This is a genomic window from Delftia sp. S65 (genome assembly GCF_016516495.1).
In the GTDB taxonomy this organism is placed as follows: Bacteria; Pseudomonadota; Gammaproteobacteria; order Burkholderiales; family Burkholderiaceae_C; genus Comamonas; species Comamonas acidovorans.
Map to the genome: position 1 here is coordinate 51,920 of NZ_JACVUR010000031.1, position 24,430 is coordinate 76,349.

Annotated in this window: 21 protein-coding genes; 12 read left to right on the forward strand and 9 right to left on the reverse strand. The window is 68.3% G+C overall.

The features are described from left to right. The first annotated feature begins 12 nt into the window (after positions 1-12). The 3 genes from IAE24_RS21510 to IAE24_RS21520 all read left to right on the forward strand — a co-directional run bounded on the left by IAE24_RS21510 (position 13) and on the right by IAE24_RS21520 (position 4,695). Entirely contained in the window at positions 13-678 is a 666-nt protein-coding gene (locus IAE24_RS21510; protein ID WP_199958977.1) for an SCO family protein, read from the forward strand. Then, the gene (locus tag IAE24_RS21515) at positions 675-2,717 is read left to right on the forward strand and encodes a TonB-dependent receptor family protein (protein ID WP_199958984.1); all 2,043 of its coding nucleotides are present in this window, start codon (positions 675-677) and stop codon (positions 2,715-2,717) included. Before IAE24_RS21510 ends, IAE24_RS21515 begins: the two co-directional genes overlap by 4 nt. Before the next feature lie 139 nt (positions 2,718-2,856). Further along, on the forward strand, positions 2,857-4,695 hold the full coding sequence (locus IAE24_RS21520) for a sensor domain-containing diguanylate cyclase (RefSeq protein ID WP_199958992.1): 1,839 nt from the start codon (positions 2,857-2,859) through the stop codon (positions 4,693-4,695). Between the two features lie 181 nt (positions 4,696-4,876). Here IAE24_RS21520 and IAE24_RS30355 read toward each other — a convergent pair whose 3' ends face one another. From IAE24_RS30355 to IAE24_RS21535, 3 genes are all read right to left on the reverse strand, one after another. Next, complete coding sequence (locus IAE24_RS30355; RefSeq protein ID WP_233630784.1) at positions 4,877-5,554, reverse strand: hypothetical protein; 678 nt, start codon at positions 5,552-5,554, stop codon at positions 4,877-4,879. Positions 5,555-5,823: 269 nt separating this feature from the next. Continuing rightward, positions 5,824-5,961, reverse strand: coding sequence for a hypothetical protein (locus tag IAE24_RS30360; protein ID WP_233626094.1), 138 nt, complete (start codon positions 5,959-5,961; stop codon positions 5,824-5,826). Between the two features lie 139 nt (positions 5,962-6,100). Further along, entirely contained in the window at positions 6,101-6,628 is a 528-nt protein-coding gene (locus tag IAE24_RS21535) for a low molecular weight protein-tyrosine-phosphatase (protein WP_442778723.1), read from the reverse strand. Between IAE24_RS21535 and IAE24_RS21540 the strand changes: the two genes are divergently transcribed. Beyond that, positions 6,564-6,899, forward strand: a complete 336-nt coding sequence (locus IAE24_RS21540) for a hypothetical protein (protein ID WP_233626095.1) — start codon at positions 6,564-6,566, stop codon at positions 6,897-6,899. The genes IAE24_RS21535 and IAE24_RS21540 overlap by 65 nt on opposite strands. Positions 6,900-7,213: 314 nt before the next feature. Beyond that, positions 7,214-7,951 carry a hypothetical protein gene (locus tag IAE24_RS21545; RefSeq protein WP_233626096.1) on the forward strand — a complete coding sequence of 246 codons (738 nt, stop codon included), beginning with the start codon at positions 7,214-7,216 and terminating at the stop codon, positions 7,949-7,951. A 41-nt stretch (positions 7,952-7,992) separates the two neighbouring features. On the opposite strand, the gene nirD is transcribed toward IAE24_RS21545, so the two are convergent. The 3 genes from nirD to IAE24_RS21560 all read right to left on the reverse strand — a co-directional run bounded on the left by nirD (position 7,993) and on the right by IAE24_RS21560 (position 12,103). Next, complete coding sequence (nirD, locus tag IAE24_RS21550; protein WP_180317851.1) at positions 7,993-8,334, reverse strand: nitrite reductase small subunit NirD; 342 nt, start codon at positions 8,332-8,334, stop codon at positions 7,993-7,995. Positions 8,335-8,382: 48 nt separating this feature from the next. Then, positions 8,383-10,899: a nitrite reductase large subunit NirB gene (gene nirB, locus IAE24_RS21555; protein WP_199958994.1), complete on the reverse strand. Its 2,517-nt coding sequence runs from the start codon at positions 10,897-10,899 to the stop codon at positions 8,383-8,385. A gap of 196 nt (positions 10,900-11,095) precedes the next feature. Further along, the gene (locus IAE24_RS21560; RefSeq protein ID WP_012203930.1) at positions 11,096-12,103 is read right to left on the reverse strand and encodes an AraC family transcriptional regulator; all 1,008 of its coding nucleotides are present in this window, start codon (positions 12,101-12,103) and stop codon (positions 11,096-11,098) included. A gap of 162 nt (positions 12,104-12,265) precedes the next feature. Between IAE24_RS21560 and IAE24_RS21565 the strand changes: the two genes are divergently transcribed. Genes IAE24_RS21565 through IAE24_RS21585 form a run of 5 tightly spaced genes read left to right on the forward strand, consistent with a single transcriptional unit; the run spans position 12,266 to position 17,291 of the window. Continuing rightward, positions 12,266-13,114 (forward strand): TauD/TfdA dioxygenase family protein, encoded by an 849-nt coding sequence (locus IAE24_RS21565; protein WP_065346927.1) that lies wholly within the window; start codon positions 12,266-12,268, stop codon positions 13,112-13,114. Between the two features lie 29 nt (positions 13,115-13,143). Beyond that, on the forward strand, positions 13,144-14,202 hold the full coding sequence (locus IAE24_RS21570) for a 3-keto-5-aminohexanoate cleavage protein (protein WP_199958996.1): 1,059 nt from the start codon (positions 13,144-13,146) through the stop codon (positions 14,200-14,202). A gap of 14 nt (positions 14,203-14,216) precedes the next feature. Beyond that, positions 14,217-15,185 (forward strand): Bug family tripartite tricarboxylate transporter substrate binding protein, encoded by a 969-nt coding sequence (locus IAE24_RS21575; protein WP_013803809.1) that lies wholly within the window; start codon positions 14,217-14,219, stop codon positions 15,183-15,185. A 39-nt stretch (positions 15,186-15,224) separates the two neighbouring features. Then, entirely contained in the window at positions 15,225-16,196 is a 972-nt protein-coding gene (locus tag IAE24_RS21580; protein WP_199958998.1) for a quinone oxidoreductase family protein, read from the forward strand. Between the two features lie 12 nt (positions 16,197-16,208). After that, complete coding sequence (locus IAE24_RS21585) at positions 16,209-17,291, forward strand: AraC family transcriptional regulator (protein ID WP_199959006.1); 1,083 nt, start codon at positions 16,209-16,211, stop codon at positions 17,289-17,291. Positions 17,292-17,295: 4 nt separating this feature from the next. Here IAE24_RS21585 and IAE24_RS21590 read toward each other — a convergent pair whose 3' ends face one another. Genes IAE24_RS21590 through IAE24_RS21600 form a run of 3 tightly spaced genes read right to left on the reverse strand, consistent with a single transcriptional unit; the run spans position 17,296 to position 20,246 of the window. Continuing rightward, positions 17,296-18,354, reverse strand: a complete 1,059-nt coding sequence (locus tag IAE24_RS21590; protein ID WP_192367044.1) for a 3-keto-5-aminohexanoate cleavage protein — start codon at positions 18,352-18,354, stop codon at positions 17,296-17,298. 57 nt (positions 18,355-18,411) lie between these two features. Continuing rightward, a complete protein-coding gene (locus IAE24_RS21595; protein WP_016450763.1) occupies positions 18,412-19,257 on the reverse strand; it encodes a TauD/TfdA dioxygenase family protein in 846 nt (281 codons plus the stop codon). Positions 19,258-19,277: 20 nt separating this feature from the next. Then, positions 19,278-20,246, reverse strand: a complete 969-nt coding sequence (locus IAE24_RS21600; RefSeq protein WP_199959008.1) for a Bug family tripartite tricarboxylate transporter substrate binding protein — start codon at positions 20,244-20,246, stop codon at positions 19,278-19,280. Positions 20,247-20,492: 246 nt separating this feature from the next. Here IAE24_RS21600 and IAE24_RS21605 point away from each other — a divergent pair, with 246 nt between their 5' ends. After that, positions 20,493-21,713, forward strand: a complete 1,221-nt coding sequence (locus IAE24_RS21605; RefSeq protein ID WP_199959010.1) for a porin — start codon at positions 20,493-20,495, stop codon at positions 21,711-21,713. 74 nt (positions 21,714-21,787) lie between these two features. Further along, entirely contained in the window at positions 21,788-24,322 is a 2,535-nt protein-coding gene (locus IAE24_RS21610) for an ABC transporter permease (protein ID WP_199959011.1), read from the forward strand. The last annotated feature ends 108 nt before the right edge of the window (positions 24,323-24,430 follow it).

The following is a 24,430-nucleotide window of genomic DNA, read 5'->3' on the forward strand; positions in this document are numbered from 1 at the left end:
CGCAGGGATGCCATGTTCCGTTCCGATTGCCATGCGGCGCCGCAGCGCGCCGCCGATTCTTCTTCGACCCTCCCATCCGTTGCTTGCGTTGCCCTGTCTCGCCGTGCCTGCCTTGGCGGCGGCCTGGCCGCACTGGCGCTGCTGGCCGGCTGCAAGCCCGCCACCGTGCCGTTCAAGGGCATCGACCTGACCGGCGCGCAGTACGGCCGGGACTTCCGCCTGCGCGATGCCGATGGGCGCGAGCGCACGCTGGCCGACTTCAAGGGCCAGGCCTTGATGGTCTTTTTCGGCTTCACCCAATGCCCCGATGTCTGCCCCACGGCGCTGGCGCGCGCGTTGGAAATACGCGAGCTTCTGGGCGCCGACGGTGCCCGCCTGGCCGTGGCCTTCATCACCATCGATCCCGAGCGCGATACGGCCCAGGTGCTCAAGGCCTATGTGGGTGCCTTCGACCCCGGCTTTGTCGCGCTGCGCGGCGACGAGGCGCAGACGGCCGAGGTCGCCAGGGAATTCAAGGTCTTCTACAAGAAGGTGCCCACGGGGGCGTCCTACACCATGGACCACTCGGCCATCACCTATGTCTTCGATCCCGAGGGCCGGCTGCGCGTGGCGTTCCGCCATGAGCAGGACGCGCAGGACTGCGCGGCCGATCTGCGCCAGATCCTGGGGGCGGCATGAAGAGCTTTGCACTTTCTCTGGCCGGCGCCGCAGGCCTTTGCGCGGCATCCTCCGCCCTGGCCCAGGCAGAACCTGTTCTTGCGGATGTGGAGGTGCGCGCCCGCGGCGCCGCCGCCACGCCCGAGGCCCGCGCCGCCCAGGCCGTGCAGGCTGCGCGCGATGAGCTGTCGCAGCGCGCAGGCGGCACGGCCGTCATCGATGCAGCCAGCTACGCGGCCGGGCGTGCCAGCACCGCCGCCGATGCACTGGCCTACGCGCCCGGCGTGCTCGCACAGACGCGCCACGGCCCGGAGACGCGGCTGTCCATCCGCGGCTCGGGCGTGCAGCGCGGCTACCTGATGCGCGGCATACAGCTGTACCAGGACGGCATACCGCTGAACCAGGCCGATGGCGCGGCGGACTTCCAGTCCATCGACCCCATGGCGGCTCAGCATGTCGAGGTCTGGCGTGGCGCCAATGCGCTGGAGTACGGCGCCAGCAGCCTGGGCGGCGCGATCAACTTTGTCTCGCCGACCGGGTTGACGGCGCCTGCCGCATCGCTGCGGCTGCAGGCCGGATCGTTCGGCCAGCGGCAGGCACAGGCCCAGCTGGCGGGCCGTGGCGAGCGGGTGGATGGCCTTCTGAACATCGGCCGCAGCGAGCAGGACGGCTGGCGCGAACAGTCGGCCTGGCGCACGCAGCGCCTGTCCGGCAATGTGGGCCTGCAGCTCACCGATACGCTGGAGCTGCGCGCCTTCCTGTCCCATGTGGATGCCGACATGCAGATGCCCGGAAGCCTCACGCGCGCGGCCATGCTGGCCAATCCGCGCCAGGCCGCGCCCGGCTATGTGGCGCAGGACGCCGGCAACAACTACCGCCAGACGCGCGGCGCCCTGCGCATGGACTGGCAGCCGCGCGAAGGCCTGCGCTGGACCACCTCGCTGTTCGCCGCGCAGCGCGACCGCTTCCACCCCATGACCATGGGCATCGTCCAGCAGGACATGCGCGACACGGGCCTGGACTCGCGCCTGGTGGCCGAGCTGGGGCAGGGCGGCGGCCTCACGCGCAGGCTGGTGCTGGGCTTTTCCAGCGCGCAGCTCGATGGCGATGAATGGCGCTACACCAATGCGGGCGGCGCGGCCGGCACGTCCACGGGGCGCACGCGCGTGAAGGCGCAGCAGGACGTGGTCTATGGCGAATACAGCCATGGCCTGAGCACCCGCTGGACGCTGCAGGCCGGCCTGCAGTTCGTGCGCGCCCAGCGCCGCCAGGACAATCTGCTGGCGCCCGCCTCCAGCTACGACGTGGATTTCAGCCACACCTCGCCCAAGCTGGGCCTGCTGTTCGCGGCCACGCCCACGTCGCAGTGGTACGCCAACATCAGCGGCAGCTTCGAGGCTCCGCCCATTGGCGAGCTGGTCTACCAGCCTTCGCTGCCGCTGGGGCGCGCGCAAAGCGCAACCACGGTGGAGGCCGGCTGGCGCGGCCACGGCGAGGCCTTGGCCTGGGACGCCGCCATCTACCACTCGCGCGTGCGCCGCGAACTGCTGGCGCTGACCGACGCCAGCGGCGCGGCCCTGGGCACCACCAATGCCGACCGCACCATCCACCAGGGGCTGGAGCTGTCCATGCAGGCACGGCTTGCGCCGCGCTGGTCGCTGCGCACCCAGTACCTCTACAGCGACCTGCGCTTTGACAACGACGCCGTCTACGGCCGCCGCCGCCTGGCCGGCATTCCACCGCACCTGTTGCGGGCCGAGCTGCAGTGGAAGGCCACGCAGCAGGTCACGGTCGCGCCCGGCCTGGAGTGGCTGCCCTCGCGCACCTGGGTGGACCATGCCAACACCGTGGCCTCCGATGGCTATGCCCTGCTCAACCTGCGCTTGAGCGGGGCGCTGGGCGATGGCTGGAGCTGGTTCGTCGAAGGCCGCAACCTGACCGACCGGCGCTATGCCGCGACCACGGCCGTACAGGCCAATGTGCGCGGCGTGGACGGTGCCTATTACTTTCCCGGAGATGGCCGGGCCGTGTACGCGGGCCTGAGCTGGCGCATGCCCTGAGGGGGGCGGGCGCAGCGCCGAAAGGCGCCGCTGCCATGGCGTGCGACCTGGCATGGAGTGCTCCTGCCTTGTGCTAAAAATGGGCCGGTCCATCCACCCCGATGCCCATCCAGCAAGTAGGAAAGGGACACCTGGCGCCATGAAGAGGCTTCTTTCCGACAAGGTGCTCTTGCGCCTGGTGCTCGGCAACCTGCTGGTGGCCGGCCTGCTGGGCCTGGCCACCTGGTTGAGCCTGCGCGCCAACCACCAGGCCGACCTGGACCTGGGCGTGGCCGTCACCCGGAACCAGGCCCGCAGCCTGAGCCTGGAGCTGAACGCCGAGATGCGGCTGGTGGACAACGCCCTGGCCACCGTCGCGGGCCGCTACCGCAGCCGGAGTCTGGAAGGCGCGGACGTGGCGGCGCTGGCCCTCTATGAAATCCTGCAGGAGCAGCGCGCCCTCGTTCCCTTCGTCACGGCGCTGCGCGTCACCGACGCCAATGGCCAGGTCCTGCAGAGTGCGAACGAGGAGGAGCCGGCATTTTCCGTGGCCGAGCGAGGCTACTTCGACCGGGCGCGCAACACCGACCGCATGGTGGTCTCCGACCCGCTGGTCAGCCACTCCTTCAAGAAATGGGCCATCGTGCTGGCGCGGCGGCTGCAATCCGGCGACGGGGATTTCCAGGGCATTGTCTATGCGGTCGTCGCGGCCGAGCATTTCCAGTCGCTGTTCCGCCGCCAGGCCTTCGGGCCCGACAGCGCCATTGCACTGCGTTCGGACAAGGATCTGCTGGTGGCCCGCTACGCGGCAGGCGATCCCCAGCCCATGGCCGGCATCGGCGGCTCGGAAGTCTCGGGCGAGTACCACCGGGCCCTGGCCGATGACCGGGAGCTTGGCTGGTACATCACGCCCACGCTGCTCGATGGCGTGGAGCGCATCACGGCCTACCAGCGCCTGGCGGGCTATCCGCTGACCGTCTTCACCGGCCTGGGCACGGAAAGCTACCTGGCGGGGTGGCGTGCATCGGCCTGGCGTGCCTGGGCGCTCACGGGCCTGAGCATCGCGCTGATCGCGCTGGGCTCGGTCAGCCTCTATCTGCTGCAGCAGCGCGAACGCGTGGCGCGCATCCGGCTCGCCGAGCTGCTGCGCCAGCAGGAACTGTTCATGGACAACGACCTCATCGGCATCGCCCGCCTGCGCGAGCGCCGGCTGCTGTGGACCAACCAGGCCCTGCAGCGCATGCTCAAGCGCTCGGCCGGCGAGCTGCTGGACCACTCGGCGCGCATCCTCTACCCGGACGAGGAAACCTACGAACGCTCCGGCGAACTGGCCTATGGCGCACTGCGCTCCAGCGGCAAATGCCACGCCCAGATGCAGCTGCAGACCAGCGATGGCAGCCTGCTCTGGGTCGATGTCAGCGGCGCAGGCCTGGCCGATGGCGAATCGATATGGGTCTTCGTGGACATCGACGCGCTCAAGCGCGGCGAGCAAGCGGCCCAGCACCAGGCATTGCACGACGTGCTGACCGGCCTGGCCAACCGCCGCGCGCTGCAGGCGCGGCTGCAGCGCGCGCTGGCCCAGGCCAGCGGCCCCGGCCAGCTGGCCGTCTGCTTCATGGACCTGGACGGCTTCAAGCAAGTCAACGACACCGAAGGCCACGACGCCGGCGATGAAGTGCTGCGCATCATCGCCCGCCGCCTCACCACCCAGGCCCGCGAAACCGACTGCGTCGCCCGCCTGGGCGGAGACGAATTCGTGCTGCTGCTGGACGAACTGGCCTCGGCCGACGACGCCCGGCAGATCATGCAGCGCTGCCTGGCCTCCATTCGCCAGCCCATCCGCCTGCACAGCGGCGCCACCGTGCAGGTCGGCGCCAGCATGGGCATCGCCCTCAATGCCTCCCGGGAAGATGCCACCCAGCTTCTGCAGCGCGCCGACGAGGCCATGTACGCGGCCAAGCGTGCGGGCAAGGGGCGGATTGTGCTGGCGGGCGGGTAGGGATTTTGGGGCTATGCCGCCGCTGTGATCGGGGCAGTTGCCGGGGCAGGTGGGGCCGTGGGCTCAACAAGGCAAGGCCTTGAGTGCCGAACCAAAAGTCACCGCCGGGCCGGTTACCAAAGGCCGGGCGGCAGACCCGGCCTTTTCTTTTCTTGCATTCGTTTTTCAGCGCTCGGCCTTTTCAATCCATATCCGGATCCTCGTCGCAGCCCGAGCCATTGACGGAGCACATGGAGCCTATCTTGATTTTCCGCATGGGCTGCTTGGCCAGCCTTTCACAGCGCGACATTTGCTCAGCATACATATCGTCCATGTGCGTGCCGTCAATCATGATCACCCCATTGCGAATGATGGGCTTTGCCTGACCATCGACAAGGGCGAAGGCCATTTTCCTGAGAAGAAAACCGGCATGGTGGCAAGGGCCCAGGGCCATGGCAATCCTGGCCATTTCAGGATCAGGAACCCGATTTTTGGCCTGCGTCAGGCTGTCCATCTTTTCCATGAAAGCCCCGTCGTCCTGCGCGATCTGCCCCACCAGCTTGGTCATGCCCGCCTGATTGCGCTTTTTCACAAGATCCGCGATCTGGTCCTCCAGGCGTCTTGCCGCAGCGGCATCACCGAATGCAGCCAGAGAGGCAGATAGTGCATCGTTCTCGGCCGCCGATGCTACGTTCGGCACACACAGTACAGCGCTCGCAGCCAGAAAGGCGGCCATGATCCGGCGAGTCCGGATTGCGCCTTGCGGCCGCAGGCGTCCTCCCAATGCAATGGTGTTCATGTTCTTTGAAGATGGATTGAAATGAAAAATCTCCATTGCGCAGGCGCAGTGGAGAAGAGGGGCTTGGGCGGGAATGGCCAAGCCGCCGAACTCTATCTCAATATGCGAATGGATATCCAGGCATCCGCCAGTCAATTGCTCTGTCGCACCACCAGCTCATGACCCAGATCCAGGCTTGGCGATTCCCCGGCCTCTGCGCGCATCCATTGCAGCAGCATGCGCGCACCTTCGGTGCCCACGCGGCCAACCGTGCGGGCAAGGGGCGGATTGTGGTGGCGGGTGGGCAGGGCTATGGAGGCCGTGCCGCTGCTGTGATCGGGGCAGTTGCCGGGGCAGGTGGGGCCTTGGGCTCAACAAGGCAAGACCTCGAATGCCGAACCAAAAGACGACGCAAGGCCGTTGATGGCCCGTGTGCACACGCGTGCCCGGTTGAATGCGATGTCGCACAGCAGCGCGATGGCAAAGGCCAGATAGGCCAGATAGGCCATGTAGGCCATGTAGGCCAGGCCGATGTAACTGCCAAACGCCGGCCAGGGCCAGAAACACCAGCGCATTGGACGCAGTGAAGATCCTGACTCCCGCACTAGGCTGGCCGTGGTTCGCATGCGCAAGCGGTGCCGTGGCTTGTCAACCCTTGCGCGGCGCCATGCCCAGCGTGGCCAGCAGCCCCGCGCAGGCGTCCTCCACCAGGTCCAGCACGTCCTCGAAACCCCGGTCGCCGCCGTAGTAGGGGTCGGGCACTTCGCGCGCGGTGTGCTCGGTGCAGAAGTCCGTCAGCCGCTGTACGCGGTGCCATTCGGACTCGGGACAGATCCTGCGCGCTGCAGATTCGTTGGCGCCATCCATCACCAGCACCTGGTCGAATGCCGTGAAGTCCTCGGCCCGCAGCTGCCGCGCGCGCTGCTGCGAGAGGTCATAGCCGCGCCGTGCGGCATGGGCCTGGGAGCGGCGGTCGGGTGCCTCGCCCACGTGGTAGCCGTGCGTGCCTGCGGAGTCCACTTCGATGCGGCCCGCCAGTCCCGCGTCGGCCACCATTTTCTCGAGCACGCCGTGGGCCGTGGGGCTGCGGCAGATGTTGCCGGTGCAGACCATGAGGATTCTTTTCCTCTTTGTGGCTGGCCTGCTGCCAGCTGACTGTTCCCGAATCTGTTCCATAAACCTCCCTGTGGGTAACGGGCTTCACGACATCTCGATGGCCTGCGATGCCCAGGCGCTCGCCGGCATTTTCCACGCCCCGCACCTGATCTGCCGGGCCGCTTATGCTGCGCCCATGGTGGAACTGCTTTGTTTCTGGATGGCCCGGTTGGGCGCGGCCCTGCTGGAGTTGCGGTTGCTGCGCAGCAGCGACGGCGGCTTCAGGGTGATGCTCATCACGGCGGCCATCGTGGTCATCGTGTGCCTGGCGTTGCTGTCCTTCTACGCCTGAGCCCGCAGGGCGGGCGTTTTCGGGCGCCCTGTTAGGCGGATTTGATGGTGCCGCGCCGCCGGCATGGGACGTGGCTGAACTCAATGCAGCGCCATCTTGCATGCCAGTGCGGATTCTTCGATCACGGCGCAACAAAGGCATCAAGCATGTGCCCCGACTTTTCCAGGCACGTAAAAGTGTATTGAACGCTCAAGGCATCAGCGCTTGCCAGTCATTAATTGACGGCATTTTTTTATTGAGCAAATCAATTGTTATCTCTGGAATTTTCAGAATATATTTTTTGCGTCTGTGCTTGAGTTAATAGATTTGGATAATTGCTTTATTCAGGCTGTTTTATTGTTTTTATTAAGTATCTGAAGGAAAAGTTGATGAAAATAAAAGCTCTTGCCGCCAGCGTGTGCCTTTCCTTCTCGGGCCTTGGCCTCGCATTGGCGGATACCCAGTACACCTATGCGGGCGTCAACTACAACGATGCCCATGCCCCTTACACCACAGCCATGAGCCTCAGCGGTTCGATGGTCCTGCCTGCGACCCTGCCGGCCAGCCAGACGGACATCGTCATCGGCCCGGGAACGTCCTATCCGATCAGCAGCTGGTCGTTCAGCGACGGCGTGAATACCTATACGCAGGCCAATGCGCAGATCATGGCTGGTATTTCGATCGGTGATCCGCCGCGCTTCAAGGTTTCTACCGATGGCAGCGGCAATATCACTGCCTGGAACCTGGCGATGGTTTCACCTGCTGCACCCCATGTCCCAGGCCAGCCGGTGGACGCTTTCAATATCGCCTCAGGCTCGGGGGACATCGCTGGTGACCATTCGGACACCACATGCGTCTTGTTGAATGGCAATGTGTGCAGCCAGGTGCTTGCTGGTGGTACAGGATTCACTTTTTCGCCTGCCCAAGGCAGTTGGAGCATGCAACCCTACATTCCCCCGCAGCCCGGCCCGGTGGCCGTGCCGCTGCTGGGGTGGCCTGCGCTGCTGGCGCTGATGGGCGGCGTGGCCGGTCTTGCAGCGTGGCAACGGCGCAGGGATGGTGTGGGAAGCTAGGCACGCAGGACCTTCCTGCGCGGCTGTGCTCCGCACGAATCTCAGTGCAGCGCCACCATCAACTGCCCATTCTCATTGCGCACCGCATGCACGCGCACGGAGTGCTCGGGCGCCTCCAGGCATTCGCCGGTGGCCAGGTCGAAGTGGTGCTTGTAGATGGGCGAGGCGACGACGACGCGCTCGCCCAGGCTGCCGACCAGGCCGCGCGCGAGCACGCTGGCGCCGCAGCGCGGGTCCACGTTGTCTATGGCGTAGAAGCGGTCTTGGCCAAGGCGAAAGACCGCCACATGCCGGCCTTCGACCAGGGCGCAGACCCCCGTGTCGGGGACGATGTCACGGGTGGCGCAGACGGGCATCCACTGTTCTTGGGCGGGGTGTGTCATGGCGGTGCCTTGTCGGTGGTGTGGATGCGGGCCGGGATCAGGCCTGGATCAGACCAGGGTCTCGCTGCGCTCTTCGCTGCGCGCCGGGCGGATCTGGCCGCGCTCCTGCACGAAGACGATGTGCTCGTCGGGCTGGTCGCTGTTGATGAAGCTGCGAAAGCGCTGGCGCACTTCGGGCGTGGTGACGGCGGTCTTCCACTCGCACTGGTAGGTGTCCACCACATGCTGCATCTGGGCCTCGAGTTCGGCGCCCAGGCCCAGGCTGTCGTTGACCACCACGTCCTTGAGGTAGTCCAGGCCGCCTTCCAGGTTTTCGCGCCAGGTGCTGGTGCGCTGCAGGCGGTCGGCCGTGCGCACGTAGAACATCAGGAAGCGGTCGATGAGCTGCAGCAGCCTGTCCTTGGACAGGTCGGAGGCGATCAGCTCGGCATGGCGCGGCTTCATGCCGCCGTTGCCGCAGACGTAGAGGTTCCAGCCCTTGTCGGTGGCGATCACGCCCACGTCCTTGCCCTGGGCCTCGGCGCATTCGCGCGTGCAGCCCGAGACGCCGAACTTGATCTTGTGCGGCGCGCGCAGGCCCTTGTAGCGGTTTTCCAGCTGCACGGCCAGGCCCACGCTGTCGTCCACGCCGTAGCGGCACCAGGTGGAGCCCACGCAGCTTTTGACGGTGCGCAGCGATTTGCCGTAGGCATGGCCGGACTCGAAGCCGGCGGCAATCAGCTCCTCCCAGATCAGCGGCAGCTGCTCCACGCGCGCGCCGAACAGGTCCACGCGGGCGCCGCCCGTGAGCTTGGTGTACAGGCCGTATTTCTTGGCCACCTGGCCGACGGCGATCAGGCCGTCCGGCGTGACCTCGCCGCCGGGCATGCGCGGCACCACGGAGTAGCTGCCGTCCTTCTGGATGTTGCCCAGGTAGTAGTCGTTGCTGTCCTGCAGGCTGGCCAGCTGCGGCTGCAGCACGAACTCGTTCCAGCACGAGGCCAGGATGCTGGCCGCCAGCGGCTTGCAGACATCGCAGCCCAGGCCCTTGCCATGGCGGTGCAGCAGCTCGTCGAAGGTCTTGATGCCGCCCACGCGCACGAGGTGGTACAGCTCCTGGCGCGAGTGCGGGAAATGCTCGCAGACATGGTTGTTGACGGCCATGCCGCGCCGGGCCATCTCGGCCTTCATGACCTGGGTGGCCAGGGGCACGCAGCCGCCGCAGGTGGCGCCGGCCTGGGTGCAGGACTTGAGCTCGGCCATGGTGCAGGCGCCTTCGCCCACGGCCGCGCAGATCTGCGCCTTGGTGACGTTGTTGCACGAGCAGATCTGCGCCGTGTCGGGCAGGGCGTCCACGCCCAGGCCGGGCTTGGCCTTGCCGTCGCTGGAGGGCAGGATGAGGAACTCGGGCTCCTCGGGCAGAGCGATGCTGTTGAGCGTCATCTGCAGCAGCGTGCCGTACTCATCGGCATTGCCCACCAGCACGGCGCCCAGCAGCTGGCGGCCGTCCTCGCTGACCACTATCTTCTTGTAGACCTGCTTGCGCTCGTCGATGAACTGGTAGTTGCGGCTGCGCGGCGTCTTGCCCTGGGCATCGCCGATGCTGGCCACATCCACGCCCATGAGCTTGAGCTTGGTGCTGAGATCGGCCCCGCCGAAGGCGGCCTCGGCCTCGCCCGCAATGTGGCGGGCCGCCACGCGCGCCATGTCGTAGCCGGGTGCCACCAGGCCGAAGGTCTGCTCGCGCCAGGAGGCGCATTCGCCAATGGCGTAGACGCTGCGGTCGCTGGTGCGGCAATGGTCGTCCACGGCCACGCCGCCGCGCGGGCCTATGGCCAGGGCGCACTGGCGCGCGATCTCGTCGCGCGGGCGGATGCCGGCGGAGAAGACGATCATGTCGGTCTCCAGGTGCGTGCCGTCGGCAAACACCATGCGGTGGCGCGCCGTGGCGCCGTCGGTGATCTCCAGCGTATTGCGGCCCGTGTGCACCTGCACGCCCAGGTCCTCGATCTTGCTGCGCAGCACACGGCCGCCGCCGTCGTCCACCTGCACGGCCATCAGGCGCGGGGCGAACTCGACCACATGGGTCTCCAGGCCCAGGTCGCGCAGGGCCTTGGCGCATTCCAGGCCCAGCAGGCCGCCGCCCACCACCACGCCGGTTCTGGAGCGCGCGGCCGATGCCTGCATGGCCTCCAGGTCCTCGATGGTGCGGTAGACAAAGCAGTGCGGCCGGTCGCGCCCCGGCACGGGCGGCACGAAGGGCGCCGAGCCTGTGGCCAGCACCAGCCGGTCGTAGGGGATGACTTCGCCATCGGCCGTGGTCACGGTGCGCTCGCGCCGCTCCACGGCTGCCGCCCTGGCCGCCAGGCGCAGCGTGAAGCCGCTGGCCTCGAAGAAGCCGGACGCCACCAGGCTCAGGTCCTCGGCGCTTTTGCCGGAGAAGAATTCCGACAGGTGAACACGGTCGTAGGCGGCGCGCGGCTCCTCGCACAGCACGGTGACGTTCGCGTCTGCCACGCCCAGGGCATGCAGCTGCTCGAGAAATTTGTGGCCCACCATGCCGTGGCCGATCACAACGATGTTCATCTGGCGTCCTGCGTTGCGCATCCAGTGTTTTGCGGGCCGCAGGCCAGGGCCAGCGGGTCAGGGCAGCCAATGCAAGTGCCGTGCCAGCACCGCTGCGCGGTGCCTGCCCGTGTTGCACGCTGTCTGGTGCGCAGACAGCGTGCACCGCAATGCGCCCGCCGCACCGTGCAGGGGCGGGGTGCGCCGTGGTGGTGCTTCAGGCGCGAGGCAGTCCCTGCGCGCGGCTGCGCCAGGCCTCGGGCGCGCAGCCGAATTGCGCGGCGAACCAGCGCGTGAAGGCGCTGTGGCTGGCATAGCCGAGCATGGACGCGATCTGGCCCACGCTGTAGTGGGGATGGTCCAGGTAGCGCAGGGCCAGTTCGTGGCGCACTTCGGTCAGCAGCTCGCTGAAGCTCAGGCCCTCGCGGTCCAGTTCGCGCTGCAGCGTGCGCAGGCTGCGCCCCATGCCCTGCGCCACGCCTGCGCAGGTGGCGTTGCCCGAGGGCAGCAGCAGGTAGATGACCCTGCGCGCCTGGTGGCCCACGGAGGCGGCACGATGGGCCGGCATGGCCTCCACCAGCCGCAGCGCATAGCGCGCCAGCGCGGGATCGGCCAGCGGGTTGGGCTCGTCCAGGTCGGCGGCGCGGCAGGCGATGCCGTTGAACTCGGCGCCGAACGTGATGCGGCAGCGGAACATGCGGCGGTGCTCGGACAGGTCGGCCGGTGGCGCGTGGCTGAAGCTGACGCCCTGCGGCCGCCAGCGCTCGCGCAGCAATGCCTCGCACATGCGCCACAGCACGCCCATGGCCAGTTCCACGGACTGGCGCATGGCGCCGTGCAGGACGAAGTCCTCGCGCAGGATGACGATGTCCCCTGCATCTTCCAGGTGGATCAGCAGCGATTCGTTGACCAGGTGCATGTGCGCGACCAGCGTGTCCAGCGCATGGCGCAGCGTGGGCTGGTGCAGCAGCAGCAGGCTCACGGCGCCGAAGCTCGACAGCTGGCGGTGCCGGGCCATGCGCAGGCCCAGGGACTCGCAGCCCGTGGACTGGGCCGCGTCTTCCAGCAGGCGCGCGACGATGGCCACGTCGATCAGCTGGTCCTGCTCGCGCAGCAGCGCGGGCCGCAGGCCGGCCTGGCGCAGTGCCTTGTCGGGGTCGCCGCCCAGTTCGCGCATGACGTCCGAAAAATGGGTCAAGGCCGCCGCGCGCACCATGGTGACCATGCTTGCCCTCCTGTCAGTCCGTGGCCTGGTGGCACGAAATGCAAAGAGGATGGCATGGCTTGCATAGTCCGCGGAACCGGGTTTTCCTACATTGCAGAGACCGGCCCCACGCCGGGCGGACCGTGCCGCCACGGGCCTTCACAAAAATGACAGGAGACAGGCATGCGCATAGAGCCCATGACATGCGCCATCGGCGCCGAATTGCTCGGCGTGCGGCTGGCCGACGCGGTGCGCGACGACGCGCTTTTCTCGGAGATCAGGGCGGCGCTGCTGCGCCACAAGGTGCTGTTCCTGCGCGACCAGGACCTGGCGCGCGCCGAGCACGTGGCCTTTGCGCGGCGCTTCGGCGAGCTGGAGGACCATCCGGTGGCCGGCAGCGACCCCGAGCATCCGGGCCTGGTGCGCATCTACAGGACGCCCGAGCAGCCCAACGACCGCTACGAGAATTCCTGGCACTGCGACGCCACCTGGCGCGAGGCGCCACCCATGGGCTGCGTGCTGCACTGCGTGGAATGCCCGCCCGTGGGCGGCGACACCCTGTGGGCCAACATGGCGCTGGCCTACGAACGCCTGCCGGACGCCGTCAAGGCGCTGATCGCGCCGCTGCGCGCGCGCCACAGCATCGAATGCACGTTCGGTGCGGCCATGCCCATCGAAAGGCGGCTGGCGCTCAAGGCCCAGTACCCCGATGCCGAGCATCCCGTGGTGCGCACCCATCCCGAGACCGGCGAGAAGGTGCTGTTCGTGAACGGCTTCACCACGCATTTCACCAATTTCCATACGCCCGCCAATGTGCGCGTGGGCCAGGACTTCACGCAGGGCGCCTCCGGCCTGCTGCAGTACCTGATCGGCCAGGCTGCCATCCCAGAGTACCAGGTGCGCTGGCGCTGGCGGGCGGGCAGCGTGGCGATCTGGGACAACCGCGCCACCCAGCACTACGCGGCCATGGACTACCCGCCCAGCCACCGGAAGATGGAGCGCGCGGGCATCGTCGGCACGCCGACCTTCTGAACCACGATCACGACACAAGGAGACACGCCATGAACTTTCTCGACGGCCACCTGTTCCCCGAAAACCAGCAGCCCCTGATCATCACGGCCGCGCCCTATGCGCCCTCGTGGCTGCCCTCGGACTTTCCCGGCGAGATCGCCGTGACCATGGACGAGCAGATCCAGAAGGCCGTGGACTGCTATAACGCCGGCGCCACCGTGCTGCACCTGCATGTGCGCGAGCTGGATGGCAAAGGCAGCAAGCGCCTGTCCAAGTTCAACGAGCTGATCGCCGGCGTGCGTGCGCGCGTGCCCGAGATGATCATCCAGGTGGGCGGATCGATCAGCTTTGCTCCCGAGACGGACGGCGCGGCCGCCAAGTGGCTGTCCGACGACACGCGCCACATGCTGGCCGAGCTGGAGCCCGTGCCCGACCAGGTCACGGTGACCGTCAATACCTCGCAGATGAATTTCCTGGAGCAGTTCGATGCGCGCGACATACGCGGCACCTCCATGGAGGACCCGGCCGTCTTCAATGCCTACAAGGAGATGACCGTGCCCGCCCAGCCCGGCTGGGCCGAGGAGCACATCCGGCGCCTGTCCGCCGCCGGCATCCAGAGCGCCTTCCAGTGCTACAACATCAACAGCTTCGAGTCCGTGGAGCGGCTCATGCGCCGGGGCATCTACAAGGGCCCGCTGGTGATGAACTGGGTGGCGATTGGCGGCGGCATGGACGCGCCCAGCATCTACAGCCTGGCCAACTTCGTGCGCGCCGTGCCCGACGGCGCCGTGCTCACCGTGGAAAGCTCGGTGCTCAACGTGCTGCCCGTGAACATGATGGGCATTGCCATGGGGCTGCATGTGCGCTGCGGCACCGAGGACAACCTCTGGAACCAGCACCGCACGGCCAAGATGGGCACGGTGGCGCAGATCGAGCAGCTGGTGCGCATCGCAGGCGAGTTCGGCCGCCCCATCGCCACGGCGCAACAGGCGCGGGAAATCTGCCGGATCGGCCAGTTCTACGGCACCGTGGACGAGACGCTGGCGGCCAACGGCTTCGCGCCCAACCGCAATGGCGCCCAGCAGGGATTTCTGCGCAAGGCCGCCTGAACCGGGAGCCCATGATGCAACGCATGCCCCCCTGGACGGCCATCGCCCTGGCCGCCTCGCTGCTGGCCGGTGGCGCCCACGCCTTCGGCGACAAGCCGGTCCGGCTCATCGTGCCGGCGCCGCCCGGCGGCACCATCGATGTGTTCGCGCGCATCATCAGCGACCAGCTGGCGCAGGAGATACGCCAGCCCGTCATCGTCGAGAACCGGCCCGGTGCCGGTGGCGCCATCGCCGTCAAGCACATGCTGTCCCAGCCGGCCGACGGCAGCACGCTGCTGGTGACGGTGACCAACATCCTCACCGAGGTGCCCCATGTGCTCAAGGTCGGCTTCGACCCCATGAAGGACGTGCGGCCCGTGGCGCAGATGGCGCGCTCGGTGATGCTGTTCATCGCCTCGCCGCAGTTTCCCGCGCGCGACGGGGCCGAGGCCATCGCCTACGTGAAGGCCCACCCGGGCACGCTGTCGTTCGCCTCGTACAGCCAGGGCACGGCCTCGCAGTACGCGGGCGCCATCCTCAACAGAAGGGCCCACCTGGACATGGAGCATGTGGCCTTCCCGGGCTCGGCGCCCGCGCTGGCCCAGGTCATGGGCAACCAGATCCCGCTGATGTTCGACGGATCGGTCACCTCCAAGCCGCTGATCGCGGGCGGCAAGGTCAGGCTGCTGGCCGTGGCCTACAAGAGCCGGCTGCCCGACTACCCGCAGGTGCCCACGCTGGCCGAGCTGGGCTATCCCGAGGTGGATTTCAGCAACTGGAGCGGCGTGTTCGCCTCGGCGCAGACGCCACGCCCGCTGCTGGAGAAGATCCACGGCGCGCTGGCCCGGGTCAACGCACGCAAGGCCGTGCGCGAACGCTATGCGGGCACGGGCTTCGAGCCCGTCGAAGGCGATCGCTCGCTGGAGCAGATGTCCACCGACCTGCGCACCGAGTTCGACCGCAATGCCGAGATCGTCCGGAACTTCGATATCCGGCTCAACTGATGCAGGGCGCCCCACCCAGGCGCTACACAAGGAGACTCCATGGCAAAGGCCATACGCTTTCATACCACCGGCGGCCCCGAGGTGCTCAGGCTGGAGCATGCCGAGGCCGGCGCGCCGGGACCCGGCCAGGCGCGCGTGCGCCACAGCTTCATCGCCGTCAACTTCATCGACATCTATTTCCGCACGGGCCGCTATCCGCTGGCCCTGCCCAACGGCCTGGGCTCGGACGCCGTGGGCGTGGTCGAGGCCGTGGGGGAGGGCGTGACCGAAGTGCGGCCTGGCGACCGCGTGGGCTACCTGATGGGCCCGCAGGGCGCCTACAGCGATGTGCGCGTGATGCCGGCCGAGGTGCTGATCCTGCTGCCCGACGGCATCAGCGACCGCACGGCGGCCACGCTGATGATGAAGGGCATGACGGCGCAGTACCTGTTCCGCCAGGTCCATCCGCTGCAGGGGGGCGAGACCATCCTCTACCACGCGGCGGCCGGCGGCGTGGGGCTGATCGCCTGCCAGTGGGCGCGTGCCCTGGGCGTGACCATGATCGGCACGGTGAGCACCGACGAGAAGGCCGCCGCCGCGCGCGCCAACGGCTGCGCCCACGTCATCGTGACCTCGCGCGAGAACACCGTCGCTCGCGTGATGGAGATCACGGGCGGCAAGGGCGTGCCCGTGGTCTATGACTCGGTGGGCAAGGACACGCTCATGGATTCGCTGGACTGCCTGCAGCCGCGCGGCCGGCTGATCAGCAACGGCACCTCGTCGGGCTCGGTGGTGGTGGACTCCCAGCTGCTGGCCTCCAAGGGATCGATCTGGATGACGCGGCCCGCGATGGTGCACTACATCCAGCCGCGCGCCCACATGCTGGAGATGGCGCGCGAGCTGTTCGACCATGTGCTGGCCGGGCGCATCGCCAGCGAGCCCCAGCAAAGCTTTGCGCTGGCTGATGCGGCCCAGGCGCACCGGGCGCTGGAGTCGCGCCGCACCACGGGCGCGACGGTGCTGATTCCCTGAAATGGACCTGCCATGCAGATCCCTGCGCTCCATGCCTTCGGCACCGCGGCCGCAGGCCGCAGGCCCGTCACCTGCGGCCTTATCCGCAGTGCCAGCCTGCATGGCTATGCCGACCTGGTGAAAAGCCTGGGCCATGATCCCGCCGTCCTTGTGCGCGCGGCGGGACTGTCGGCGCGCCTGCTCGACGACCCGGAGACGCTGATTCCCATCCATGCCGTGCGCGAGCTGCTGGAGGTGGCCGCGCGCACCACGGGAACGCAGGATTTCGCGCTGCGCCTGGCGGCGCGGCGCAGCCTGTCCCACCTGGGCCCCATCAGCCTTGTGCTGCAGCAAGAGCCCACGCCGCGCCAGGCGCTGGACACCCTGTGCCGCTACCTCAAGCTGCTGAGTGCGGGCATGTTCGTACGCATCGAGGACGCGGGCTCCGGGGTGCTGGTGCGCCAGGACCTGGTGCCCATCGCGGGCATGGCCATGCGCCAGTCCATGGAGCTGGCGGTGGGCGTGATGTTTCGCGTGCTGCGCGAGCTGATCGGCGCCCAGTGGCGCCCGCAGCAGGTCAGCTTCGCACACCGCGCACCGGCCGATGCATCGGCCCACCGTGCCTTCTTCGGCGTAACCCCTTTGTTTGACCAGCCTTTCAACGGCATGGTCTGCCGCCTGGCGGATCTGCAACTGCTGCGCGAATGCGGCCAGGCGCAGGGCTCGGGCGTTGCGCGCTTTGCGCGAAGCCATCTGGAGCAGGCGCTGCGCAGCCGGGGCGAAGGCATGCAGGCGGCCTGCAGGGAGCTGATCATTGCACTGCTGCCGGGCGGCCGCTGTACGGCCCAGCAGGTGGCACGCCAGCTGGGAATGGACCGCCGCACGCTGCACCGCCGCCTGCTTGCGGAGGGGCAGACTTTCTCGGCGCTGCTCGACACCCTCCGCAGGGAACTGGTGCTGCGCCATCTGCAAGACGGTGGCCAGCCCCTGGGCGAGGTGGCGGGCCTGCTGGGGTTTGCCGCGCCCAGCTGCTTTTGCCACTGGTTCCGGGCCGCTTTCGGCGCCAGCGTCTCGGACTGGCGCAGGCGGGGGCAGGGAGGGGTTGGCGAGGCCTAGTGCGTCAGGCAGTCTTGCGCAGAAATCCCTGGTTGCCGCCGTTGCGGTTGGGCGCGAAGCCGTTGGCCGCCAATGTCTCTTCGGCGGTGTCGTAGAACACGCCAATCTTGCTGATGGCGCGCGCCTGTTGCGCCGTGGCGATGGGGCGGCCGAACTCGCGCGCGATGCGCACCAGTTGTTCGATCTGGGAGACCGTGCTGGCCTTGGCGCTGCGCGACTGGTTCCACAGGCAGTCCTCGGTGCCGCAGCGCACATGCAGGCCCATGGCGATGCCCATCATGTTCACGGGCAGCACGTTGCGCACATTGCTTTCCACGGTGAGCACGGCGCCGTCGGGCACGGCACGCACGAAGTGGGCCAGGCTGTAGATGCTGGGCGCGTCCATGCCGCCGCCGATCGCCACCCAGTTCATCACCAGCGGGCCCTTGTAGATGCCCCGGCGCATGAGCCGCTCCACGGACTCGAAGCTGTTGATGTTGTAGCACTGGAAGGCGCTCTGGATGCCGGCGGCGGACAGGCGCCGGATGTGCTCCTCGGCCCAGCCAGGCTGGGCGGGCACGGTCATCTCCTTGTAGGCGTCGAAGATGGCGGGCTTCTCGCGCGAGGTGCCCCTGAAGTCCGCGTCCTCGGCCTGCTCCGTCACGTTCATCTGCGAGGTATTGACGGTCACCGTGACCTGGTCGGGCACGGGCTCCAGCTCGGCCAGCATGTGGCGCGTGTCGTCGGACAGCCACTTGGCGGCCGCGCCGTCCGTCTCGGGAGCAAAGCTGATCGATCCGCCCACCTGGATGATCATCTCGGGCACGCGCGCGCGCACGCCGGCGATCAGCTCGTTGAACTTCGACAAACGCTTGCTGCCTTTGCCGTCGAGCTCGCGCACATGCAGGTGCAGCACGGTGGCGCCGGCGTTGTAGCAGTCCACGGCCTTCTGGATCTGCTCTTGCATGGTCACGGGAATGTCTTCGGGGAAATCGCCGGGCAGCCAGCCCGGCGCATAGGGGGCCGCCGTGATGATCAGGGGCTGCTGGTTTTCGGGGAACAGGTGGCCATCGAGAAAATTCATGGGACGCTCCGGTGGGTGGGGGTGAGGGGTAGGTGTGGAAAGAGTCTGTGCAGGGCCTCAGCGCGGGATGTCGCCGACGATGCCCGCGCGCTCCATGCGGCGGGGCGCCGGGTAGTAGTCGTTGAGCGCGTAGTGCTGGGTGCTGCGGTTGTCCCAGACGGCCACGTCGCCGGGCTTCCAGGACCAGCGCACCTGGTATTCGGGAATCGTGGCGCGGCTGATCAGGTAGTTCATCAGCAGCGCGGCGCCGGGCGCCTTGTCTATGCCGTGGCGCACGTTCTCGGGCGTGCTGTAGTTGACGAAGTGGGTGCTGAAGCCCGCGCCCACGAACAGCAGCTTCTCGCCGGTCTCGGGGTGGGTGCGCACCACGGGATGCTCCACGGGCGGGTGCTCGCTGGCCAGCCGCGCGCGCGCCTCGGGCGCCATCACGGCGCCGAAGGTGTGCTCTATGCCGGCCTTGGCGCGCAGGCCGTCGATGCTGCGCTTGATGCTCTCGGGCAGCTCCTCGTAGGCCTTGACCATGTTGACCCAGATGGTGTCGCCGCCGATCGGCGGGCACTCTATGCAGCGCAGCACCGCGCCCATGGCCGGGTTGGGGCGCCACAGGCCATCGCAGTGCCAGGTGTTTTCGTAGCTGTGCGGATCGTCGCTGCGGTAGATGCGCACCAGGCCAGGGTGCTCGGGATCGCTGCCTGCCACGGGATGGTCCTCCAGTGGGCCGAAGCGGCTGGCAAAGGCCACATGTTCGGCGCGCGTGATGTCCTGGTCCCGGAAGAACAGCACGCGATGGGTCAGCAGCGCGGCGCGGATGTCCGCGAACAGTGCGGCGTCGCGTGCGGCATCGCCGAGATGGATGCCGGAGATTTCGGCGCCGATGGCGGGGGTGATCTGTCGGATCTGCATGGTCGGTGTTTCCCTGGAAGTCAGTTCGCGGTGATCTGGTATTTCTTCACGATGCCGGCGTTGCGCACGGACATCTGGCGTGTCTCGCGCTGCAGCGCGGCGGTGTCGGTGAGCACCTCGGGCTCCAGCCCCACGTCGGAGAGCTTTTGCTGCACGGCCGGCGCGCTGGCCGCTTTCCCGATGGCGGCGCGCAGGCGTTCCATGGTTTCGGGCGGCAGGCGGGCCGGCGCGATCAGGCCCACCCAGCCGCGAAACTGCAGCTCGGGGTAGCCGAGTTCGGCGGTGGTCGGCACCTGGGGCAGGTGGCGCGAACGCCGGGGGCCGGAGAACGCGTAGGCACGCAGCTTGCCGCCCCTGATCAGGGGCACCGAGGTCAGCATGCCGTCGAACATGACGTCCACCTGGCCGCCCAGCAGGGCCTGCACGGCCGGGGGCGAGCCCGCGTAGCCCACATGCTGCAGGTCCAGGCCCGCCTTGTCGCTGAGGATCAGGCCGGCGTAGTGCGACACGGTGCCGGGGCTGTAGCTGGCAAAGCTGGTCTGGCCTTTGCGTGCCTTGAGCTGCGCGAGCAGCTCCTGCAAGTCCTGGGCGGGCTGGCTGGCCGCGGCCACCAGCACCACGCCCGAGCGGGCCAGCGAGGCCAGGGGCACCAGGTCCTTGAGCGGATCGAAGGGCATCTTGATCACATGGGGGATCTCGGCCAGCAGATTGCTTGCGCCCACCAGCAGCGTCTGCCCATCGGCGGGCGCCTGCAGCAGGGTCTGCATGCCCAGCAGGCCGCCTGCGCCCGGGCGGTTGTCTATCACCACGGCCTGGCCTGTTTCAGACGCGAGCTGCTGGCCCACGACGCGCGCCACGATGTCCATGGTGCCGCCCGGCGGTGCGGGCACGATGAGCCTGAGTGGCTGGCGGCTCCAGGCCGTACCGGCGATGGCGATGGTGATGGCGCAGCCCGCGAGCAGCGTGGCGATGGCGTGGGGCAGTCTCATGTCCGTGTCTCCTTGTTCCGTGTTTTCGCATCCAGTATCGAAAGCCCGCTGTCCCGGGACTTGCCATTGGGGGACAGGCATTTGCCTTGTTGGGACAAATCCATGGCAACCCTGACCAGGGCAACCCGCGCATGTCGTGAATTGCAAAGCCGTTGGCATGAACTGCCAAGAAGCGGCGCGACGGCTTTCCTAGAGTCGATTCGTGGCGCAGGACCGCGCCAGCCCCACGACGAACAGGAGACCTCCATGCCCCGACTTCACCCCCATCTCTGCGGCCTGCACGCGCTGGGCCTGCTGTGTCTGGCAGGCGCGGCCGCCGCCCAGGCGCCCACCTCGGTCACGCTGTTCGGCGTGATGGACGCCGGCATCAGCCGCTACAGCGTGCGCAGCGAATCCTGGGACACGGGCCCCGCGCGCTCGGCGCGGCAAAGCACCTGGGCGCTATCGCCTTCGGGCAACCTGGCCAGCCGCATCGGCATACGCGCCAGCGAAGACCTGGGCGGCGGCCTCATGGCCGGCCTGTGGCTGGAGGCGCCGGTGGCCAATGACACGGGCGGCGGCGCGCTCAACTTCGGGCGGCGCGCCACCATCAGCCTGTCCGGGCGCCTGGGCGAGCTGCGCATGGGGCGCGACCACACGCCTTCGTTTCTGAACGACTGGGCCTTCGACCCCTTCACCGTCAACGGCGTGGGCACCAACCTGATCGCCGTGGTCAACAGCAACCTGGCCATCGCCCGCGCGCTGGCCACGGGCGGCCTGCTGGGCGGCGGGCTGTCGGCGGGCACGGACACCTATCTGCGCGCAGGCAATTCCATCGGCTACTTCCTGCCGCCGGGCCTGGGCGGCGTCTACGGGCAGGCCATGTACGCCTTTGCCGAGAACAGCTCGAAGCGGGGGCGCTACGCGGGTGCCCGCATCGGCTGGGCCATGGGGGCGGCCGATGTGGCGCTGGGCTATGGCGAGAACACCCTGGGCACCTCGGGCGCCGGCGCGGAAAAGATCCGCTCGCTGAACCTGGGCGGCTCCTATGACTTCGGCCCGGTCAAGCTGTTTGGCGAATGGTCCGGCGTGCGCAACGAGCGGCGCGACGCCGGCACGCTGGCCGCGATCAACGACCGCTACCTGGGCGTGCTGGCCGGCGTGAACATCCCCGTGGACCAGGGGGCGCTGCGCGCCTCCTATGCACGTGTGCAGTTCAGGAACGGCCAGGGCCTGGCCGACGGCGATTCCTCGGTGAACAAGCTCGCCCTGGGCTATGTGCACCCGCTGTCCAAACGCACGGCGCTGTACGCCACGGTGTCGCGCATCAGCGTGGGCAACGGGCGCAACAACCCGGGCGTGATGGGCGTGACGCCGCTGGTGGTCAGCAACCCGGCCATCCTGCCCCAGCCCGGCTACCTGACCACGGGCGGCATGCAGCCGGCCGGCGCGCTGGGGCTGGACCTGGGCCTGCGGCTGATGTTCTGAACGGCCGTGCCAATAGCCGTGCCAATAGCCGTGGCGCCCGGGTGCCCATCTTCGCCTGCGCTAATCTGCGCGGCATGAATGGATCTTCTGCATGGACCCTGGGTTGGCGCACCCTGTGGCGCGACCTGCGCGCGGGCGAGTTGCGCCTGTTGATCGTCGCCGTGATGCTGGCCGTGGCCGCGCTCAGTTCGGTGGGCTTTTTTGCCGACCGGCTGCAGGCGGGGCTGCAGCGCGATGCGCGCCAACTGCTGGGCGGCGACGTGGTCGTGGTCGGCGACAACCCCACGGCGCCGGCCTTTGCCGAGCGCGCACGCGCCGAAGGGCTGCAGGCCCTGGAGACATCCAGCTTCCCGACCATGGCGCGCGCCAGCGACGCGCAAGGCGGCATGAGCCGCCTGGTGGCGCTCAAGAGCGTGCCCGAAGGCTATCCGCTGCGCGGCAGCCTGCGCGTGGCCGATGCCCCCGGCGCGGCCGACCGGGCCACGCGCGAGATACCGGCGCGGGGCGAGGCCTGGGTTGATGCGCCGCTGCTGGAGTCGCTGGGCATAGGCGTGGGGGACATGCTGCTGCTGGGCGACGCCCAACTGCGCGTGGCGCGCATCATCTCCATCGAGCCCGACCGGGGTGCAGGCTTCATGAACTTTGCGCCGCGCGTGATGATCACCTCCGCCGACCTTGCCGCCACGGGCCTGGTGCAGCCGGCCAGCCGCATCACCTACCGCCTGGCCGTGGCCGGCGCGGGTGATGGCTCCGAGGCGGCCGTGCAGCGCTACCGCGTCTGGGCCGAGCAGCAGGCCAAGGCGCCCGGCGTGCATGGCGTGCGCGTGGAGTCGCTGGACAGCGGCCGCCCCGAGATGCGCCAGACGCTGGACCGCGCCGAGAAATTCCTGAGCCTGGTCGCCCTGCTGGCGGCGCTGCTGTCGGCCGTGGCCGTGGCCCTGGCTGCGCGCGGCTTTGCCAACAGCCACCTCGACGCCTCGGCCATGCTGCGCGTGCTGGGCCAGAGCCAGCGGCGCATCGCGGGCGCCTACACGGTGGAGTTCGTGCTGGTCGGCCTGGCCTCCAGCGCCGCTGGCGTGCTGCTGGGCTGGGCCATCCACCATGTGTTCGTGCTGCTGCTGGCCGGGCTGGTGGAAACCGCCTTGCCCGCACCAGGCCTGTGGCCTGCGGCCTTCGGCGTGGGCATGGGGCTGACCCTGCTGCTGGCCTTTGGCCTGCCGCCCGTGCTGCAGCTGGCGCGCGTGCCGCCGCTGCGCGTCATGCGCCGCGACCTGGGCGCGCTCAAGCCTGCCTCGGTGGTGGTGCTGGCCGTGGGCGTGGCAGGCTTTGCGGCCTTGCTGCTGGCTGCCAGCCGCGACATCAAGCTGGGCCTGATCGCCGTGGGTGGCTTTGCCGTGGCCGTGCTGCTGTTCGCGGCCCTGGGCTGGCTGGCCGTGCAGGTGCTGCGCCGCCTGGTGCACGAGAGCACGGCACCGCGCTGGCTGGTGCTGGCCACGCGCCAGATCGCCGCGCGCCCCGCCTATGCCGTGGTGCAGATCAGCAGCCTGGCCGTGGGGCTGCTGGCGCTCATGCTGCTGGTGCTGCTGCGTACCGACCTCATCGGCAGCTGGCGCCAGGCCACGCCGGCCAATGCGCCCAACCGCTTCGTCATCAACGTGCAGCCCGAGCAGGCCGACGGTTTCCGCGCGGCGCTGGCCAAGGCTGGCGTCACCTCCTATGACTGGTTCCCCATGATCCGGGGGCGTCTGGTCACCGTCAACGGCAAGCCGGTCAGCCCCGACGACTTCAGCGAAGACCGCGCCAAGCGCCTGGTGGACCGGGAGTTCAACCTCTCCACCACGGCGCAGGCGCCCGCACACAACCTGATCACGGCGGGCACCTGGACACCTGGCGCCAAGGGCGAGATCAGCGTGGAGGACGGCATTGCCGAGACCCTGGGCCTCAAGCTCGGCGACACGCTGGGCTTCGACGTGGGCGGCGTGCCCAGCGAGGCGCGCATCACCAGCCTGCGCAAGGTGGACTGGGGATCGATGCGGGCCAACTTCTTCGTGATCTATCCCGTGGACCACCTGGACGACGTGGCCGTCAGCTACCTGGCCGCCTACCGCGCGCCCGACGTGGCGGGCTTCGACAACGCCCTGGTGCGCGAGTTTCCCAACATCACCAACGTGGACCTGAGCACCACGCTGGCCCAGGTGCAGCGCGTGCTGGACCAGGTGATACGCGCGGTGGAATTCCTCTTCGGCTTCACCCTGGCCGCCGGCCTGGTCGTGCTCTTCGCCGCCGTCACCGCCACGCGCGAGGAGCGTGCGCGCGAGTACGCCATCATGCGCGCCGTCGGTGCCCAGGCCCGGCTGCTGGCGCAGGTGCAGCGCGCCGAGCTGGCTGGCGTGGGCCTGCTGGCGGGTTTCCTGGCCAGCTGCGCGGCGGGGGCCGTGGGCTGGGCCCTGGCGCGCTGGGTGTTCGAGTTCAACTGGACCGTGCCCTGGTGGGCTCCGCTGGCGGGGGCTGTTGCCGGGGCCTTGCTGGCCTGGATGGCGGGGTGGTGGGCGTTGCGGGAGGTGTTGAGGAGGCCTGTGATGGATACGTTGAGGCAGGTGGCTGAGTAGTTTGGGGCCAGGTCCGGGCCTGGTTTTTGACCCTGCTGGGTGGTTGTTTTTCGAGGCCGGGTTTCGGCCCGGCGGCCGACCTACATTCTTATCGCGCGACAAAAAAAT

Bases quoted from the DNA above. Each gene is read 5' to 3' on its own strand.
- IAE24_RS21580 (WP_199958998.1), top strand. From the start codon at position 15,225: ATGGCAAAGGCCATACGCTTTCATACCACCGGCGGCCCCGAGGTGCTC.
- IAE24_RS21540 (WP_233626095.1), top strand. From the start codon at position 6,564: ATGAGGATTCTTTTCCTCTTTGTGGCTGGCCTGCTGCCAGCTGACTGT.
- IAE24_RS21600 (WP_199959008.1), bottom strand. From the start codon at position 20,246: ATGAGACTGCCCCACGCCATCGCCACGCTGCTCGCGGGCTGCGCCATC.
- IAE24_RS21585 (WP_199959006.1), top strand. From the start codon at position 16,209: ATGCAGATCCCTGCGCTCCATGCCTTCGGCACCGCGGCCGCAGGCCGC.
- IAE24_RS21565 (WP_065346927.1), top strand. From the start codon at position 12,266: ATGCGCATAGAGCCCATGACATGCGCCATCGGCGCCGAATTGCTCGGC.
- IAE24_RS21595 (WP_016450763.1), bottom strand. From the start codon at position 19,257: ATGCAGATCCGACAGATCACCCCCGCCATCGGCGCCGAAATCTCCGGC.
- IAE24_RS30360 (WP_233626094.1), bottom strand. From the start codon at position 5,961: ATGGCCTATCTGGCCTATCTGGCCTTTGCCATCGCGCTGCTGTGCGAC.
- IAE24_RS21605 (WP_199959010.1), top strand. From the start codon at position 20,493: ATGCCCCGACTTCACCCCCATCTCTGCGGCCTGCACGCGCTGGGCCTG.
- IAE24_RS21570 (WP_199958996.1), top strand. From the start codon at position 13,144: ATGAACTTTCTCGACGGCCACCTGTTCCCCGAAAACCAGCAGCCCCTG.
- IAE24_RS21515 (WP_199958984.1), top strand. From the start codon at position 675: ATGAAGAGCTTTGCACTTTCTCTGGCCGGCGCCGCAGGCCTTTGCGCG.
- IAE24_RS21520 (WP_199958992.1), top strand. From the start codon at position 2,857: ATGAAGAGGCTTCTTTCCGACAAGGTGCTCTTGCGCCTGGTGCTCGGC.
- IAE24_RS21535 (WP_442778723.1), bottom strand. From the start codon at position 6,628: ATGGAACAGATTCGGGAACAGTCAGCTGGCAGCAGGCCAGCCACAAAG.
- IAE24_RS21610 (WP_199959011.1), top strand. From the start codon at position 21,788: ATGAATGGATCTTCTGCATGGACCCTGGGTTGGCGCACCCTGTGGCGC.
- IAE24_RS21510 (WP_199958977.1), top strand. From the start codon at position 13: ATGTTCCGTTCCGATTGCCATGCGGCGCCGCAGCGCGCCGCCGATTCT.
- IAE24_RS21575 (WP_013803809.1), top strand. From the start codon at position 14,217: ATGCAACGCATGCCCCCCTGGACGGCCATCGCCCTGGCCGCCTCGCTG.
- IAE24_RS21560 (WP_012203930.1), bottom strand. From the start codon at position 12,103: ATGGTCACCATGGTGCGCGCGGCGGCCTTGACCCATTTTTCGGACGTC.
- IAE24_RS21590 (WP_192367044.1), bottom strand. From the start codon at position 18,354: ATGAATTTTCTCGATGGCCACCTGTTCCCCGAAAACCAGCAGCCCCTG.
- nirD (WP_180317851.1), bottom strand. From the start codon at position 8,334: ATGACACACCCCGCCCAAGAACAGTGGATGCCCGTCTGCGCCACCCGT.
- nirB (WP_199958994.1), bottom strand. From the start codon at position 10,899: ATGAACATCGTTGTGATCGGCCACGGCATGGTGGGCCACAAATTTCTC.